The organism is Enterobacter sp. 118C5 (assembly GCF_034107645.1).
Taxonomy (GTDB): domain Bacteria; phylum Pseudomonadota; class Gammaproteobacteria; order Enterobacterales; family Enterobacteriaceae; genus Enterobacter; species Enterobacter nematophilus.
In genome coordinates this window covers 58657-76194 of the sequence record NZ_JAWNEU010000009.1, presented here as the reverse complement: position 1 = coordinate 76194, position 17538 = coordinate 58657, and the positions used below count along the sequence as shown (strand labels likewise).

General features: G+C 57.5%; 14 protein-coding genes. 6 read left to right on the top strand and 8 right to left on the bottom strand.

Annotated elements, in window-relative coordinates; translation table 11 throughout:
- Positions 1–3: 3 nt before the first annotated feature.
- The 6 genes from mtgA to UTO39_RS15615 form a co-directional block, all read right to left on the bottom strand.
- Positions 4–729 (bottom strand): monofunctional biosynthetic peptidoglycan transglycosylase, encoded by a 726-nt coding sequence (gene mtgA / locus UTO39_RS15640; RefSeq protein ID WP_320727540.1) that lies wholly within the window; start codon positions 727–729, stop codon positions 4–6.
- Entirely contained in the window at positions 726–1379 is a 654-nt protein-coding gene (gene elbB, locus UTO39_RS15635; RefSeq protein WP_320727539.1) for an isoprenoid biosynthesis glyoxalase ElbB, read from the bottom strand. Before elbB ends, mtgA begins: the two co-directional genes overlap by 4 nt.
- A gap of 232 nt (positions 1380–1611) precedes the next feature.
- A complete protein-coding gene (gene arcB / locus UTO39_RS15630; protein WP_320727538.1) occupies positions 1612–3945 on the bottom strand; it encodes an aerobic respiration two-component sensor histidine kinase ArcB in 2334 nt (777 codons plus the stop codon).
- Between the two features lie 135 nt (positions 3946–4080).
- Complete coding sequence (lptG, locus tag UTO39_RS15625; protein ID WP_028014575.1) at positions 4081–5163, bottom strand: LPS export ABC transporter permease LptG; 1083 nt, start codon at positions 5161–5163, stop codon at positions 4081–4083.
- The gene (lptF, locus tag UTO39_RS15620) at positions 5163–6263 is read right to left on the bottom strand and encodes an LPS export ABC transporter permease LptF (RefSeq protein ID WP_028014576.1); all 1101 of its coding nucleotides are present in this window, start codon (positions 6261–6263) and stop codon (positions 5163–5165) included. The genes lptG and lptF overlap by 1 nt, the downstream gene beginning before the upstream one ends.
- 63 nt (positions 6264–6326) lie before the next feature.
- Positions 6327–6386 carry a hypothetical protein gene (locus tag UTO39_RS15615; RefSeq protein ID WP_213743486.1) on the bottom strand — a complete coding sequence of 20 codons (60 nt, stop codon included), beginning with the start codon at positions 6384–6386 and terminating at the stop codon, positions 6327–6329.
- Positions 6387–6529: 143 nt separating this feature from the next.
- On the opposite strand from UTO39_RS15615, the gene pepA reads away from it, so the two are divergent.
- The 5 genes from pepA to UTO39_RS15590 all read left to right on the top strand — a co-directional run bounded on the left by pepA (position 6530) and on the right by UTO39_RS15590 (position 13156).
- Entirely contained in the window at positions 6530–8041 is a 1512-nt protein-coding gene (gene pepA / locus UTO39_RS15610) for a leucyl aminopeptidase (protein WP_014833462.1), read from the top strand.
- Positions 8042–8127: 86 nt separating this feature from the next.
- On the top strand, positions 8128–8571 hold the full coding sequence (gene holC, locus UTO39_RS15605) for a DNA polymerase III subunit chi (RefSeq protein WP_003861884.1): 444 nt from the start codon (positions 8128–8130) through the stop codon (positions 8569–8571).
- Positions 8571–11426, top strand: coding sequence for a valine--tRNA ligase (locus UTO39_RS15600; protein ID WP_061096944.1), 2856 nt, complete (start codon positions 8571–8573; stop codon positions 11424–11426). Before holC ends, UTO39_RS15600 begins: the two co-directional genes overlap by 1 nt.
- A 123-nt stretch (positions 11427–11549) precedes the next feature.
- On the top strand, positions 11550–12053 hold the full coding sequence (locus tag UTO39_RS15595; protein WP_061096943.1) for a GNAT family N-acetyltransferase: 504 nt from the start codon (positions 11550–11552) through the stop codon (positions 12051–12053).
- 83 nt (positions 12054–12136) lie between these two features.
- Entirely contained in the window at positions 12137–13156 is a 1020-nt protein-coding gene (locus tag UTO39_RS15590) for an NAD(P)-dependent alcohol dehydrogenase (protein WP_320727537.1), read from the top strand.
- A 92-nt stretch (positions 13157–13248) separates the two neighbouring features.
- Here UTO39_RS15590 and UTO39_RS15585 read toward each other — a convergent pair whose 3' ends face one another.
- A complete protein-coding gene (locus UTO39_RS15585) occupies positions 13249–14895 on the bottom strand; it encodes a dihydroxyacetone kinase subunit DhaK (RefSeq protein WP_320727536.1) in 1647 nt (548 codons plus the stop codon).
- A 137-nt stretch (positions 14896–15032) separates the two neighbouring features.
- Here UTO39_RS15585 and UTO39_RS15580 point away from each other — a divergent pair, with 137 nt between their 5' ends.
- Complete coding sequence (locus UTO39_RS15580) at positions 15033–16535, top strand: DUF853 domain-containing protein (protein WP_320727535.1); 1503 nt, start codon at positions 15033–15035, stop codon at positions 16533–16535.
- Here the strand turns inward: UTO39_RS15580 and UTO39_RS15575 are convergent.
- Entirely contained in the window at positions 16515–17456 is a 942-nt protein-coding gene (locus UTO39_RS15575; protein ID WP_320727563.1) for a TIGR01212 family radical SAM protein, read from the bottom strand. The two genes, UTO39_RS15580 and UTO39_RS15575, sit on opposite strands and share 21 nt — an antisense overlap.
- Positions 17457–17538: the final 82 nt, after the last annotated feature.

Sequence of the window (17538 nt, the reverse complement as noted above, 5' to 3'; positions counted from 1 at the left end):
GCCCTACATTAACGCATTTCTCTCCATAAACCCTTCCCCACCCAGCTGGCGCATCTGGCGCATGATCCACGCCTGACGGCTTCGCACGTACCCTGACGGGGCGCAGGCCTTGAAGCGGATAGGATTAGGCAGAACAGCCGCGAGCAGCGCCGCCTCCGACATGCTCAGCCTGCTGGCTGGTTTATTAAAATAGCGTTGTGATGCAGCTTCGACACCAAATACCCCGTCGCCGAACTCGGCGATATTAAGGTAAACGGTCAGAATACGCTTTTTGCTCCAGACCGTTTCCATTCCCAGGGTCAGGCCCGCTTCCAGCCCTTTTCGCACCCAGCTTCGGCCATCCCACAGGAACAGGTTTTTAGCCGTCTGCTGCGACAGCGTTGACGCACCGTGTACGCGGTTTTCGTGACGTTCGTTATGGGCCAGCGCCTTTTCAATCGCGGCCACATCGAACCCCCAGTGCTCCGGGAATTTTTGATCTTCCGCCGCGATAACCGCCAGCCCCATGAACGGAGAAATTTCATCCATGCTCACCCAGTCAGAATGGGCAACGTAGCCGAAATCACCGGAGAACCACGCGCTAAGCTGGCGCTCAACCATGACCGCTGAAAACGGTACCGGCAAAATGCTGAACACCGCCAGCCCACCTCCCCAGAACACCGCCAGCACGAGAACGATGCGTAGAAGAAGGCGTTTCACCCATGCGCCTGCGGAAAACTGACTCCTCATTCCGTCAGCACCAGTACCCGGGCGACCAGCTTTTCAATACCCACGGCGGCTTCCGCAATATTCTTCGCCAGCATATACGCGGGCGTGGTGACAACTTTGTTGCCTTCATCCACCACAATGTCATCGACCGGGCACGGAACGTGTTCGCCCCCCATCTCCTCGACGACCTCTGCGGTATCAATATCGGTTCCGATCGTCAGCCGTAACGGGAAATCGAAAATGTTTGGCAGCATGGCCGGCGCAATACAGATAAAGCCCAGCGGCTTGCCCGCGGCATGCATCGCCAGCGTCAGCGCTTTTAAATCAGGGTCCACCCTGCACTCGGCGCCTTCGGCAGCAAAGGTGCTGAGATTTTTCGCGGCGCCGAAGCCGCCCGGCACAATGAGGGCATCCAGTTCAGCGGCATCTGCCTGCACCAGCGGATGAATCTCTCCCCGGGCAATACGCGCGGCTTCAATCAGCACGTTGCGCGTTTCGGCCATCGGCTCGCCGGTCAGATGGTTAATCACATCCGCCTGATTTTTGTCGGGCGCAAAACAGATAACCTCTGCTCCCTGTTTTGCCAGGGCCAGCAGCGTGATTACGGCTTCATGTATTTCTGAACCATCAAAAACACCGCATCCGCTCAGGACGACACCAATTTTTTTCATCTTGACGATCCTTCTCTGCAACTCGCTGAAGCACATTAATAATTTTGATTAAAACGCTATGCTTCACACATTTCACTGATTCATGTAACAAACCATTTAAGATTTGCTATCTTATCTGCGTGCGGCCTAAATTTTTACGGCGGCGCCCATTAGAAAATTACTTTAAAAAACAGGCGCAGCCACGATTTCCCTGGTGTTGGCGCAGTATTCGCGCACCCCGGTCTAGCCGGGGTCATTTTTTTCTGGCGTCCACCCAGGCTTTAAGCACCGCAATATCGTTCTGCCACTCTTGTTTCATCTCTTCAACCCAATCACCCACGTTATCTTCCCAAGCTGGTAAATCAGGCGACTGAATCTGTTGACCCAGCTGCTGCAGGTGGCGTAACCCGACCGAGCCGGCTGCGCCTTTGATTTTATGCCCTTCTTCCACAATGCCCTTCTGGTCCCGCGCCGTCAGATTTGACTCCAGCACGCTCAGATAGCCCGGCATCATTTTTTCAAACACCGCCAGACCGTCGGTAATCAGTTTCGGGCCGACCAGATCGATATACTGCTCCAGCATCGCGGTATCGAGTATCGTTTGGGCTTTTGCGCTATCAACAGACGTCATGGTGCTCTCCTCTTCATCGTGGGTATCCCAGAACTTCTTGATCATGGCGGTCAGAGCTGGCACCGCCAGAGGCTTGCTGAGTACATCGTCCATACCGGCGTCGAGATACTCTTTTTTATCTTTCAGCACGTTTGCCGTCAGCGCCACCAGCGGCGGCAGTTCATCAGCCGCGTACTGACGCGTCAGTTCACGCGAGATATCCAGCCCGGTCATATCCGGCAACTGGATATCCAGCAGAACGAGGTCATATTCGCCCGGCTTAAACATCTCCAGCGCGGCTTTACCGGTCATCGCGACATCCACGCTGTTGCCAAGTTTTTCCAGCACCGAGCGCGCTACAATCACGTTAAGCTCAATATCCTCCACCAGCAGCACGTGCAGCGCAGGCAGCGGCATATCGTCGTTTTCAAAGGTATCCTCTACCTCTTCCGCCACCGCCGGCGCATGCACCGTCAGCGTGAAGGTTGACCCTTTGCCCGCCTGGCTGGCAACGGTGATGTCACCGCCCATGCTCTTCGCCAGCCGTTTAGAGACCGCGAGGCCGATCCCGGTGCCGGTGGCCGGTTTCCCGCCGTTGCTGTCCTTCACCTGGTAGTACATCGCGAAAATCTTGTCCTGCTCCTCCTGCGGAATACCAATCCCGGAGTCCTCCACCTCGAAGTGCAGCATGTCGCCTTCGCCATAGCGGATACGCACCGCCACCTGCCCCTTCTGGGTAAATTTCACCGCGTTGCTGATGAGGTTCCACAGGATCTGACGCAGCCGCGTGCCGTCGGTAACGACTTTATGCGGCAGCGGCAGGGTGGGCTCCATGACAAAATTCAGCCCCTTCTGCTGCGCCTGCAGACCAGACAAGTTTTCCAGATCGGCAAGGAAGCTGGTGAAATCAACCGGCTGGTTATCAAGCTGAACCTTACGCCGCTCCATCTTATCCATATCAATAATATCGTTGAAGATGTTACCCAGCGTGACCGCCGAGACATGAATCGTTTTGAGGTATTTTTCCTGCTCTGCGGTCAGGTCGGTGTCCAGCAGAATGCGGCTCAGCCCCACGATGCCGTTGAGCGGCGTACGCAGTTCGTGGCTGATTGTCGAGATAAAGGTGGTCTTGTCGCGGCTGGCGCGCTCCAGCGCATCCTGGTAGCGCTTACGCTCGGTAATATCGCGGCCAAAGCCCATCAGGCCGTGGCGCTTCCCGACGCGGTCATAGTACGGCACCTTGCGGATCTCAAAGCAGGCTTTACGCCCGTCCGGGTAATCCAGCCACTGTTCGTAGGTTAGCGAGACGTTATGACGGAACACTTTTTCGTCCGTCTCCATGACCTTGGCGGCCGCCTCTTCGGAGTAAACGTCCTGCGGCTTCAGGTGAATCAGCTGCTTTTCGCTTTTCCCGGTGAGGAGCTCCATCGCCCGGTTACAGCCGGAAAACTCTTTATCTTCATTGCGGTAGAACACCAGATCCGGCGAAGCATCCAGGAACGAACGCAGGAAGGAGGATTGCTGCTCAAGCTGGATCTGCGTCACCTCGCGCTCTTTCATTTCGATTTTCAGCTGTTCCAGCGTGGCCTGACGCTCTGCCTCCGCCTTCTCACGATCTGAAATCTCCTGATTCAGCTGCGCAATGTTGTCTTTAAGCTGAACGTTGAGCTTCAGGTCGCGCTCGCGCATCTCCTCGAGCTTATCGACCAGTTTTGATAAGCGCTGACGGGATTCCTCTAACTGTTCGACCACCACGGAAAGGAAATAGACCGCCCAGGGGGTAATGAGCAGGCCGAAGAAGATAGAGCGGATAACGTCGATACTCTCGACCTGACCATGCAGAACCATCGTAACGGCCATCTGCACGACAATGGCCAGAACGACCAGCGCCAGCGCCAGCAGCATGGAGAAACGCACCAGCCCAAGCTTCATCATCAGGTCGACGTAGTACTGGGCAAGCATTCGAATTTGCTTCATAGAGGATCCCTTCACGACTTTATCGCTCAATAATACTCAAATTCGAGGCGGGACGTTGAAGGTTGTGAGAAAAAGTGCGGGGTGAAACAGGAGATTAGCCTCGCCTCCGGTGAACCGGAGGCGAGGAGAGGTCAATCAGGAGCGTTTCAGCAGCAGCCAGAGGCTGATCAGGAAGAAGCTGGCGCTCGGCAGCAGCGCACCGATAATCGGCGGGATGCCATAAACCAGCGTCAGCGGACCGAAGATCTGATCGAGTACATAGAAGACAAAGCCGAAGCTAATACCGGTCACGACGCGCACGCCCATCGGCACGCTACGCAGCGGGCCGAAGATAAACGACAGCGCCATCAGCATCATTACCGCCACGGACATCGGCTGGAAGATTTTGCTCCACATGTTGAGCTGATAGCGTCCCGCATCCTGCCCGCTCGACTTCAGGTACTTCACATAGTTATGCAAGCCGCTGATAGAGAGCGCGTCAGGATCCAGCGCCACAACCCCAAGCTTATCCGGCGTGAGGTTGGTCTTCCAGGTGCCGGTCACCGTCTGTGACCCGGTAATCTGTTTTGGATCGGTCAGGTCAGATTCATCAACCTGCGACAAACGCCACTGCTTATGTTCCGCGTCAAACTTCGCCGAAGAGGCGTGTCGGACAGACTCCAGACGGCGCTGGTCATTGAAAGCATAAATGCTCACCCCGCCCAGTTCATCATTGCCCTTTACCCGTTCAATGTAGACGAAGTTTTTACCGTCTTTCGCCCATAAACCTTGCTGAGTCGAGAGCAGTGAACCACCGTACATGGCCTGAGCACGATAGTTACGCGCCATCTGCTCGCCCTGCGGTGCCACCCACTCGCCAATCGCCATGGTCAACAGCACCAGCGGGATGGCGGTTTTCATTACCGACAGCGCAACCTGCATACGGGTAAAGCCTGAGGCCTGCATCACCACCAGCTCGCTGCGCTGAGCCAGCATCCCCAGCCCCAGCAGCGCACCCAGCAGGGCCGCCATCGGGAAGAAGATCTGCACATCTTTTGGCACGCTGAGCAGGGTGTACATCCCCGCCCCCATCGCGTCATAGCTGCCCTGCCCGGCTTTTTTCAGCTGATCGACAAATTTGATAATGCCGGAGAGCGACACCAGCATGAACAACGTCATCATGATGGTGGTGAAAATGGTTTTACCGATATAGCGATCAAGAACGCCAAACGCCTGCATTAGATGGCTCCTTTACGCGAGAATCGGGCACGTATGCGGCGCACAGGCACCGTATCCCACAGGTTTAATCCCAGCGCCAGTAAGATGTACAGGCTGTTAACGAACCACGTCCAGACCATCGGATCCAGCTTACCCTTCGCGCCGTTAGAGCGAATCGAGGTTTGCAGCAGGAAGTAGATCAGGTAAAGCAGCATCGCTGGCAGCATAGAGAGCACGCGGCCCTGGCGCGGGTTCACCACGCTCAGCGGCACGACAATCAGTGCCATCATAAACACGGTGAATACGAGCGTAATACGCCAGTGGAACTCAGCCCGCGCTCTGTCGGTATCGGTATTCCACAGCGTGCGCATATCCATTTGCTCGGTATCCGTCGGATCGAGCGCCACCGCCTGATGACCAATAATGGCCTGATAGTTCTGGAAATCCGTAATGCGGAAGTCGCGCAGCATCGCGGTGCCTTCGAAACGGGTGCCTTTATTCAGCGTGACGACCTGAGAACCGTCTTTACGCTGGGAAAGCTGGCCAGAATCGGCAACCACTACGGACGGACGCGCGTTACCTTTAGGACGCAGCTGCGCCAGGAAGACATCGTTGAATTTACTGCCGTCAACGCTCTCAATAAACAGCACGGAGTTTCCGTCAGTCGCCTGCTGGAACTGCCCCTGCGCGAGCGCCGCCATGCCGGGGTTTGCTTTCGCTTCGGCCAGCACTTCGTCCTGATGACGGGAAGACATAGGGCCCGCCCACATCACATTCACCGCCGCAACAATGCCCGTGAACAGCGCCAGTATCATCGCCGCTTTCACCAGTACGGCTTTACTCAGGCCGCAGGCATGCATCACCGTAATTTCACTCTCGGTGTACAGCTTACCAAGGGTCATGAGCAGGCCGAGGAATAGACTCAGCGGCAGAATAAGCTGCGCCATTTCCGGGATCCCCAGCCCAAGCAGGGAAAGCACCAGATTCGTTGGAATTTCGCCGTCAACGGCCGCACCGAGGATCTTCACCAGCTTCTGACAGAAAAAAATCAGCAGCAGGATGAAGAGGATCGCCAGTTGGCTTTTGAGCGTCTCCCGCACCAGATATCTTATGATTATCACTTTAAATACGCCCGTAAAAACCCGTCTCTTTGCTGGAAAATCGCTTGTTTCATGGCTTAAACGTCATTTATTCTCTTGAGTCGTCGAAATCGTCGCTAAGATTAAAACATCCGGCGGATTCACGCTTCAGGACTTTTTCTGACGTGTCGAAACCGTAGTAACGTAAGATTAACACGAAGTCACCACAACAGCGGACATGAGTTACGAAAGGTTTCAATTCTATCCGTAGCAGCCGCCGTTGTCTTTAAGATTCAGGAGCGTAGTGCATGGAGTTCAGTGTAAAAAGCGGTAGCCCGGAGAAACAGCGGAGTGCCTGCATCGTTGTGGGCGTCTTTGAACCGCGCCGACTCTCCCCGATCGCCGAGCAACTCGATAAAATCAGTGACGGCTATATCAGCGCCCTGCTGCGACGTGGCGAACTGGAAGGCAAACCTGGGCAGACGCTGTTACTGCACCATGTTCCGAACGTCCTGTCAGAGCGTATTCTGCTGATTGGCTGCGGCAAAGAGCGCGAGCTGGATGAACGTCAGTATAAGCAGGTTATTCAGAAAACCATTAATACGCTGAATGATACCGGTTCAATGGAAGCCGTCTGCTTCCTGACCGAGCTGCACGTCAAAGGCCGTAACACCTACTGGAAAGTGCGTCAGGCAGTCGAAACCGCAAAAGAGAGCCTGTACAGCTTCGATCAGCTTAAGACCAACAAAAGCGAGCCGCGTCGTCCGCTGCGCAAAATGGTCTTTAACGTGCCAACCCGTCGCGAACTGACCAGCGGCGAGCGCGCCATCCAGCATGGTCTGGCGATTGCCGCCGGTATCAAAGCGGCAAAAGATCTCGGCAACATGCCGCCAAACATCTGTAACGCCGCCTACCTCGCCTCTCAGGCGCGCCAGCTGGCTGATTCCTACAGCAAAAACGTCATCACCCGCGTCATCGGCGAACAGCAGATGAAAGAGCTGGGCATGCACTCGTATCTGGCGGTGGGTAACGGCTCGCAGAACGAATCCCTGATGTCGGTCATCGAATACAAAGGCAACCCGTCCGAAGATGCGCGTCCGATCGTGCTGGTGGGTAAAGGCCTGACCTTCGATTCCGGCGGTATCTCCATCAAGCCTGCCGAAGGCATGGACGAGATGAAATACGACATGTGCGGCGCGGCGGCGGTATACGGCGTGATGCGCATGGTCGCGGAACTTCAGCTGCCGATTAACGTCATTGGCGTGCTGGCAGGCTGCGAGAACATGCCTGGCGGACGCGCGTATCGTCCGGGCGACGTCCTGACCACTATGTCCGGCCAGACCGTTGAGGTGCTGAACACCGACGCCGAAGGCCGTCTGGTGCTATGCGACGTGCTGACCTACGTTGAGCGCTTCGAGCCTGAAGCAGTGATTGACGTGGCCACCCTGACCGGTGCCTGCGTGATTGCGCTGGGCCACCACATCACCGGCCTGATGTCGAACCACAACCCGCTGGCGCACGAGCTTATCGGCGCGTCTGAGCAGGCCGGCGACCGCGCATGGCGTCTGCCGCTGGGCGACGAGTATCAGGAACAGCTGGAGTCTAACTTTGCGGATATGGCGAACATCGGCGGTCGTCCTGGCGGGGCTATCACCGCGGGCTGCTTCCTGGCGCGCTTTACCCGCAAGTACAACTGGGCGCACCTGGACATCGCCGGCACCGCATGGCGCTCCGGTAAAGCCAAAGGCGCAACCGGCCGTCCGGTGGCGCTGCTGTCGCAGTTCCTGCTCAATCGTGCGGGTTTCAACGGCGACGAGTAAGTCAAAACGGCAGTAAACCGTAGGCCGGGTAAGGCGAAGCCGCCACCCGGCTTAAGCATTTAAAGCGAGCACAAGAAGCCCCATATATGAAGAATGCAACGTTCTACCTTCTGGACAACGACACCCATCAGGATGGCCTCAGCGCCGTTGAACAGCTGGTGTGTGAAATTGCCGCAGAACGTTGGCGCGCAGGTAAACGCGTTCTGATTGCCTGTGAAGATGAACAGCAGGCGATTCGCCTTGATGAAGCGCTGTGGGCGCGCCCGCCTGAGAGCTTTGTGCCGCATAACCTGTCGGGCGAAGGTCCGCGAGGCGGGGCCCCGGTCGAAATAGCCTGGCCGCAAAAGCGCAACAGCAGCGCGCGCGATATTCTCATTAGCCTGCGGACAGACTTTGCAGATTTTGCCACCGCTTTCACAGAAGTGGTAGACTTTGTCCCTTACGAAGAATCCTTGAAACAACTGGCGCGCGAACGCTATAAAGCGTACCGCCTGGCTGGTTTTAACCTGAATACGGCAACCTGGAAATAATGGAAAAGACATATAACCCACGCGATATCGAACAGCCGCTTTACGAGCACTGGGAACAGCAGGGCTATTTCAAGCCTAACGGCGACGAAAGCAAAGAGTCCTTCTGCATCATGATCCCGCCGCCGAACGTCACCGGCAGTTTGCATATGGGGCATGCTTTCCAGCAGACCATCATGGACACCATGATCCGCTACCAGCGCATGCAGGGCAAAAATACCCTGTGGCAGGCGGGGACTGACCACGCGGGTATCGCGACCCAGATGGTGGTTGAGCGTAAAATTGCCGCTGAAGAAGGTAAAACCCGTCACGACTACGGTCGCGAGGCGTTCATCGACAAAATCTGGCAGTGGAAGGCAGAATCCGGCGGCACCATTACCCGTCAGATGCGCCGTCTCGGCAACTCCGTGGACTGGGAGCGCGAGCGCTTCACCATGGACGAAGGCCTGTCCAACGCCGTGAAAGAAGTGTTCGTCCGTCTGTACAAAGAAGACCTGATTTACCGCGGCAAACGCCTGGTAAACTGGGACCCGAAACTGCGCACCGCCATCTCTGACCTGGAAGTGGAAAACCGCGAGTCCAAAGGCTCCATGTGGCACATCCGCTACCCGCTGGCCGACGGCGCGAAAACCGCAGACGGTAAAGATTACCTGGTGGTGGCGACCACCCGTCCGGAAACCCTGCTGGGCGATACCGGCGTGGCCGTTAACCCGGAAGATCCGCGCTATAAAGATCTGATCGGCAAATTTGTGGTGCTGCCGCTGGTAAACCGCCGTATTCCAATTGTGGGCGACGAACACGCCGACATGGAAAAAGGCACTGGCTGCGTGAAAATCACCCCTGCGCACGACTTCAACGACTATGAAGTGGGTCGTCGTCACGCCCTGCCGATGATCAACATTCTGACCTTCGACGGCGATATCCGCGAAAGCGCAGAAGTGTACGACACCAAAGGCAACGAATCCGACGTCTATTCCAGCGAGATCCCGGCGGAGTTCCAGAAGCTGGAGCGCTTTGCCGCACGTAAAGCTATCGTAGCTGCCGTTGACGCGCTTGGCCTGCTGGAAGAGATTAAGCCTCACGATCTGACCGTGCCGTACGGCGACCGTGGCGGCGTGGTTATTGAGCCAATGCTGACCGACCAGTGGTACGTACGTGCCGACGTGCTGGCGAAACCGGCTGTTGAAGCGGTTGAAAACGGCAGCATTCAGTTCGTGCCGAAGCAGTACGAAAACATGTACTTCTCATGGATGCGCGACATTCAGGACTGGTGTATCTCCCGTCAGCTGTGGTGGGGTCACCGCATCCCGGCATGGTACGACAACGAAGGCAACGTCTACGTTGGCCGTAGCGAAGACGAAGTGCGTCAGGAAAACAGCCTGAGCGCTGACGTTGCCCTGCGTCAGGATGAAGACGTGCTGGATACCTGGTTCTCCTCCGCGCTGTGGACCTTCTCCACTCTCGGCTGGCCAGAGAACACCGACGCTCTGCGTCAGTTCCACCCAACCAGCGTGATGGTGTCAGGCTTCGATATCATCTTCTTCTGGATTGCCCGCATGATCATGATGACCATGCACTTCATCAAAGACGAAGACGGCAAGCCGCAGGTTCCGTTCCATACCGTCTACATGACCGGCCTTATCCGCGACGACGAAGGCCAGAAGATGTCCAAGTCCAAGGGCAACGTGATTGACCCGCTGGACATGGTTGACGGTATCTCCCTGGAAGACCTGCTGGAAAAACGTACCGGCAACATGATGCAGCCGCAGCTGGCTGAGAAAATCCGCAAGCGTACCGAGAAGCAGTTCCCGAACGGGATCGAATCTCACGGTACCGACGCCCTGCGCTTCACCCTGGCGGCGCTGGCCTCTACCGGCCGCGACATCAACTGGGACATGAAGCGTCTGGAAGGTTACCGTAACTTCTGTAACAAGCTGTGGAACGCCAGCCGCTTCGTGCTGATGAATACCGAAGATCAGGACTGCGGCTTCAACGGCGGCGAAATGACCCTGTCCCTGGCAGACCGTTGGATCCTGGCGGAATTCAACCAGACGGTGAAAGCCTTCCGCGAGGCGCTGGACAGCTACCGCTTCGATATCGCAGCGGGCATCCTGTACGAATTCACCTGGAACCAGTTCTGCGACTGGTATCTGGAGCTGGCGAAGCCGGTGATGAACGGCGGTTCTGAGGCGGAGCTGCGCGGCACGCGCAACACGCTGATTACGGTTCTGGAAGGTCTGCTGCGCCTGGCGCATCCGGTCATTCCATTCATCACCGAAACCATCTGGCAGCGCGTGAAGGTCATTGCGGGCATCAACGCCGATACCATCATGCTGCAGCCGTTCCCGGAATTCGATGCGGCTAAGGTTGATGAAGCGGCGTCTGCGGATACCGAGTGGCTGAAACAGGCGATCGTTGCGGTACGTAACATCCGTGCCGAAATGAACATCGCCCCTGGTAAACCGCTTGAGCTGCTGCTGCGCGGCTGCAGCGAGGCTGCCGTTCGTCGCGTCACCGAGAACAACACCTTCCTGAAAACTATGGCGCGTCTGGAGAGCATCACCGTGCTGCCTGCGGATGACAAAGGTCCGGTTTCCGTGACCAAAATCATCGACGGCGCCGAGCTGCTGATCCCGATGGCGGGCCTGATCGACAAAGACGCGGAGCTGGCGCGTCTGGCGAAAGAAGTGGCGAAAGTCGACGTGGAAATTGGCAAAATCGAAAGCAAGCTGGCGAACGAAGGCTTTGTTGCCCGCGCGCCGGAAGCGGTCATCGCCAAAGAGCGTGAGCGTCTGGTTGCCTTTGCCGATGCGAAGACCAAGCTGATCGAGCAGCAGGCGGTTATTGCAGCCCTGTAATGCTTTTACCCCTTACGCTTCAGGGCGTAAGGGGTAACCTTCCTGAAAACTCCTCGCTTGCACTCCCTTTTCCGCGGTGCTATTAACAGCAACTGTGTGTCAATTTTTGTAATGAGTAATGCCATGAGCGTGATTACCCCCGTCGCGACGACGATGCGTCGGATCACTGAGCAGGACAATCCGGCTATCGCCGCCGTTATCCGCACCGTATCTGCAGAGTATGGGCTGACAGCGGATAAAGGTTACACCGTTGCCGACCCAAACCTGGACGAACTTTTCCAACTTTACAGCCAGCCGGGCCACGCCTACTGGGTCATCGAACAGGACGGTAATGTCGTGGGCGGCGGCGGCATAGCGCCGCTGAGCTGCAGCGAGCCGGATATCTGTGAGCTGCAGAAAATGTATTTCCTGCCGTCGGTTCGTGGACAGGGCCTGGCGAAAAAGCTGGCGCTGGTCGCCCTGGAGCACGCGCGCGCTCATGGGTTTAAACGCTGTTACCTCGAAACCACCGCCTTCCTCAAAGAGGCCATCGGCCTGTATGAACATCTGGGCTTTGAGCATATCGATGCGCCGCTGGGCTGCACGGGCCACGTTGACTGCGAAGTCAGGATGCTGAAAAGTCTGTAAGTTTCGTTCCTGCCCCCTTCTGTTAAGCGGCTGTAAACTGAATGCTCTACACTCTCAGTTCACACCACAACGGGGGAAACACGATGTCGAAGATAAAAAGCTACGCCGCACCGCAGGCGGGTGCAGAACTTGAGCTGTACGAGTACGATGCCGGCGAACTAAAAGCAGAAGACGTCGAAGTACAGGTTGATTACTGCGGGGTCTGCCACTCAGATCTCTCGATGATCGACAACGAATGGGGCTTCTCCAGCTATCCGCTGGTTGCCGGGCACGAAGTCATTGGCCGCGTCGTGGCGCTCGGCAGCGCCGCGCAGGACAAAGGGCTGAAGGTTGGCCAGCGCGTGGGCATTGGCTGGACGGCACGCAGCTGCGGCCACTGTGACGCCTGCATCAGCGGCAACCAGATCAACTGCCTTGAAGGCGCGGTGCCCACCATCCTGAACAAGGGCGGTTTCGCCGATAAGCTGCGCGCCGACTGGCAATGGGTTATCCCACTGCCGGACAGCATTGATATTGAATCTGCCGGTCCGCTGCTGTGCGGCGGGATCACCGTCTTTAAACCGCTGCTGATGCACCACGTCACCGCCACCAGCCGCGTGGGCGTGATCGGTATCGGCGGTCTGGGCCATATCGCCATCAAGCTGCTGCACGCGATGGGCTGTGAAGTCACGGCGTTCAGCTCTAACCCGGCGAAGGAAAAAGAAGTGCTGGCCATGGGCGCGGACAAAGTCGTGAACAGCCGCGATCCGGACGCGCTGAACGCGCTGGCGGGCCAGTTTGACCTGATCATCAACACCGTGAATGTCGATCTCAACTGGCAGCCGTACTTTGAAGCGCTGGCCTACGGCGGTAACTTCCACACCGTGGGTGCGGTGATGAAGCCGCTGCCGGTTCCGGCCTTTACCCTGATCGGCGGAGATCGCAGCGTGTCCGGCTCCGCGACCGGTACGCCGTACGAGTTGCGCAAGCTGATGAAGTTCGCCGGACGCACCAAAGTGGCGCCAACCACCGAGCTGTATCCGATGTCGAAAATCAACGAAGCCATCCAGCACGTGCGCGACGGCAAAGCCCGCTACCGCGTGGTGTTGAAAGCGGATTTTTGATGTGACATTGCCGGGGAATGTGCAACCTGATGCCCTCACCCCAACCCTCTCCCACAGGGAGAGGGCGCAAACACTAAAAACGGTAACGGTTGTTACCGTTTTGCTTCTACCATGGCCTTAAACACCTCTGCCACCGCAACCGCCCCCGGGTCCATTACCCCGTCCAGATTCTCTTTATTCACATACGATGAACGCCCTGCTCCGGCTTTTGCCATTTTTGCCGTTGCTTCGGCGCCCTGCTGCGCAGCCTGCGCCGCCGCCTGAAGATCGCCTTTCTGCAACGCTTCCAGCGCCGGTTGCAGCGCATCGATCAGCGTGCGATCGCCGAGATCTGCCCCGCCATACTGCTTCATCTGCGCCAGCCCGCTGAGCAAGGCTTCAGGTAGCGGCTGCCCTTCGTGAAGCTTTTGCCCGGCCGCCGTAAAGAAGATCGACATCAGTACGCCGCTCGATCCGCCCATGACCGTAGCCAGCCGTTCCCCCACCAGCAGCAGAAGCTCAGGCACATCATCAAGCGGGAGCGCGTTCTCCTCCAGACGCTGCGCAATATCCCGCGCCCCTTGCGCAAAGGTGGAGCCGGTATCGCCGTCGCCCACTTTGGCGTCCAGCGCGTTCAGGCGGTTTTCCAGCTCTATGAGCGTCTTCGTCACCCTTGAAACAGATTCCTTCACCTGCGGATTGTCAGAGGGGGTATATTCAACGCGATCGTGAATAGCCGTTTGCGGAACGGTACGCAGAGGGGCAAACGCCACGGGTTTCTGCCAGCCCAGCGTTTCCACCTCTTCATGCAGCGCTTTTTCGAACAAATCGTTGAGCTTCAGCAGCGTCAGAGAAAAGCCCTTCATGTCCAGGGCGCTCACCAGCGGTGCCGGACCAATGAGACAGGCAATGTTCTCTTTTAGCGCCGAGTGCGCCAGCTCTTTGGTCAGCAGCGCCATTTCCAGCGCCGAGACGCCGCCGAGGTTGTTAATCAGCACCGCGAAACGCCCCTCGCCCGCCTGCGCTTTGAGCGGCGTCACCAGCGTGTCGATAATCGCTTTGCTGTTTTGCGTATCAACCACCGAGGCACCCGGCTCCCCGTGGATCCCCAGCCCCAGCTCGACATGGCCCTGCTTGATGCGCCCTTCTTCATCGTCGCTGCCCGGCAGGTTGCAGGTTTGCATCGCAACGCCCAGGCTCCAGAGGTTATCGCAGGCCTGCTGCGCAATATCCCGCACCTCGCTCAGCGATTTTCCGTGCTCCGCCGCATAGCCCGCAATCTTATGCACCAGTGCCGTGCCGGCAATGCCGCGCGGCTGCTTGTTGTCGGGCAGCGCGATATCGTCCGCCACAATGACCATCTCGACCTTCAGGCCGTAGCGTTTGGCCTTCTCTGCCGCCAGACCAAAGTTCAGGCGGTCTCCTGTATAGTTTTTGACGATCAGCAGGCAGCCGCGATCGCCCGTCACCGCCACAATAGCGTTCAGCACCGCATCCACGCTTGGGGAGGCGAACAGATCGCCACACACTGCCGCCGTCAGCATGCCTTTACCGACAAATCCGGCGTGCGCCGGTTCGTGCCCGGAGCCACCGCCGGAGATCACCGCCACGCGGCTTTTATCCCAGTCGCCACGTGCCACCACGCGGATAGCCGGATCGATATCGAGCTTGACGAGATTCGCGTGTGGCGCAGAAAGGAGTATGCCTTCAATGGCATCGTTGACCAGCTGTTTGCGATCGTTAAAGAAGAATCTGGACATTGTTTTCCACTATTTTATGAACCGTATGCAAAAGCATAGCCCGCGCTGGACAATGCGCCGCAAAGTCAGCAATTTACTCAACCATTTTGCCGTCAGGTTGCCTATACTCCACCCAGGACTAAGAGAGGAAGCGCATCATGAGTACACCATTGTTAATTGCCCGGACGCTGGAAAAAGAACTGTATCTACTGCCCGCGATGGCGAACCGCCACGGTCTGATTACCGGCGCCACCGGCACAGGGAAAACAGTCACTCTCCAGAAGCTGGCGGAGTCACTTTCAGAGATTGGCGTGCCGGTCTTTATGGCTGACGTAAAAGGCGATTTAACCGGTGTGGCTCAGGAGGGTACCGCTTCTGAAAAACTGCTCGAACGGCTGAAGAATATTGGCATTACGGACTGGACGCCGCACGGCAACCCGGTGGTGGTCTGGGACATCTTCGGTGAGAAAGGTCACCCGGTGCGCGCCACCGTTTCCGATCTCGGCCCGCTGCTGCTGGCCCGCCTGCTCAACCTCAACGACGTGCAGTCCGGGGTGCTGAACATCATCTTCCGTATCGCTGACGATCAGGGGCTGCTGCTGCTCGATTTCAAGGATCTGCGCGCCATTACCCAGTACATCGGCGATAACGCAAAATCTTTCCAGAACCAGTACGGCAATATCAGCAGCGCCTCCGTCGGAGCCATTCAGCGTGGGCTACTGACGCTAGAGCAACAGGGCGCCGAACACTTCTTTGGCGAGCCTATGCTGGATATCAAGGACTGGATGCGCACCGACAGCAGCGGCAAAGGCATCATCAACATTCTGAGCTCAGAGAAGCTCTACCAGATGCCAAAGCTTTACGCCGCCAGCCTGCTGTGGATGCTCTCCGAACTGTACGAGCAGTTACCGGAAGCGGGCGATCTGGAAAAACCCAAACTGGTCTTCTTCTTTGACGAAGCGCACCTTCTGTTTAACGACGCGCCGCAGGTGCTGCTGGATAAAATCGAGCAGGTCATTCGCCTGATCCGCTCCAAAGGGGTCGGCGTCTGGTTTGTGTCGCAAAACCCGTCGGATATTCCGGACAATGTGCTGGGCCAGCTCGGCAACCGCGTGCAGCACGCCCTGCGCGCCTTTACGCCGAAGGATCAGAAAGCGGTGAAAGCCGCCGCGCAAACCATGCGCGCCAATCCGGCCTTTGATACCGAAGCCGCGATTCAGGCACTGGGCACCGGTGAAGCGCTGATCTCGTTCCTTGATGCGAAGGGCAGCCCCTCCATCGTCGAGCGCGCCATGGTGATCGCGCCCTGTTCGCGCATGGGGCCCGTTACCGACGATGAGCGCAACGGCCTGATTAACCACTCTCCGGTGTACGGCAAGTATGAGGACGAGGTGGATCGCGAATCCGCGTTCGAGATGCTGCAAAAAGGGGTACAGGCAACCGCCGAATCGCAGGATGCGCCACCCGCGAAGGGTCAGTCAGTCGCGGTGGATGACGGCATTCTCGGCGGGCTAAAAGACATTTTGTTTGGTACAACCGGGCCGCGCGGCGGCAAGCGCGACGGCGTGGTACAGACCATGGCGAAAAGCGCCGCGCGGCAGGTTACTAATCAGATTGTGCGCGGCATGCTGGGAAGCCTGCTAGGCGGCCGTCGCCGGTAGGCGGGGAACCCACGGCCGGCCCAGCGCCGACCCCTGCACGCCGTTTTCCTGAAGATAGCGGTCGATTTCCACCATCCCCGTCCAGCGGTTCTCACACCATAGCGGTGCCAGAAGCGTTGGGCGGCGGGCGCTGGCGGAGATGCGGTGATAGACAATCTCCGGCGGCGTGTGGCGAATCATCTCCCCTGCTGTCACCGTATATTCCTCAAGCTCAATACCGCTTAACCGCCCGGCTTCCCAGGCTTTGGCCATAATGCTTCCCGTAACGATATGCAGCGGGTGCAGCTTGATGCCGTCCACGCCGGTTTCAACGACTTTTTCCAGCGTCTCCAGGCCGTGCTGCTGCCCTTCACCAGGCAAGCCGACAATCAGATGCGAACAAACCTTCAGGCCGCGCTCGCGGGCCAGCCGCGTAGTGCGCTGGTAGCAGGCGAAATCATGGCCGCGGTTGATGCGGTGCAGGGTTTTATCATGCGCGGTCTGCAGGCCCAGCTCCAGCCAGATCTCGTAGCCCTGCTCTTTGTACTCGCTGAGCAGATCCAGCACCGCCTCCGGCACGCAGTCCGGGCGCGTACCGACGCATAGACCGACAATATTGGCCTGGGTGACCGCCTGCTGATACATGGAACGCAGCACCTGCACCTCCGCCCACGTGCTGGTGTAGGCCTGGAAATAGGCCAGATACTGCTTCGCGCGGTTCACCAGGCTTGCCTGATGGGCGAGCTGTTCCGCGATGGATTTATGCTGCTGGGCTTCGTCAGCAAACGACGCAACGTTACAGAAGGTGCAGCCGCCGCGCCCGATGGTGCCGTCGCGGTTCGGGCAGCTAAAGCCACCGTGCAGCGTCAGCTTATGAACCTTTTCGCCGTATCGCTGCAAAAGATCCCCACCAAACATATTGACTAATTTCTGTAACTGCATAATCTGATAGACCGTCCCGAAGAAAGGGGACAAGCCTGCCATTTTTAGCCTCTGTCGGCGATGACCTGGATCAATCGCCCTG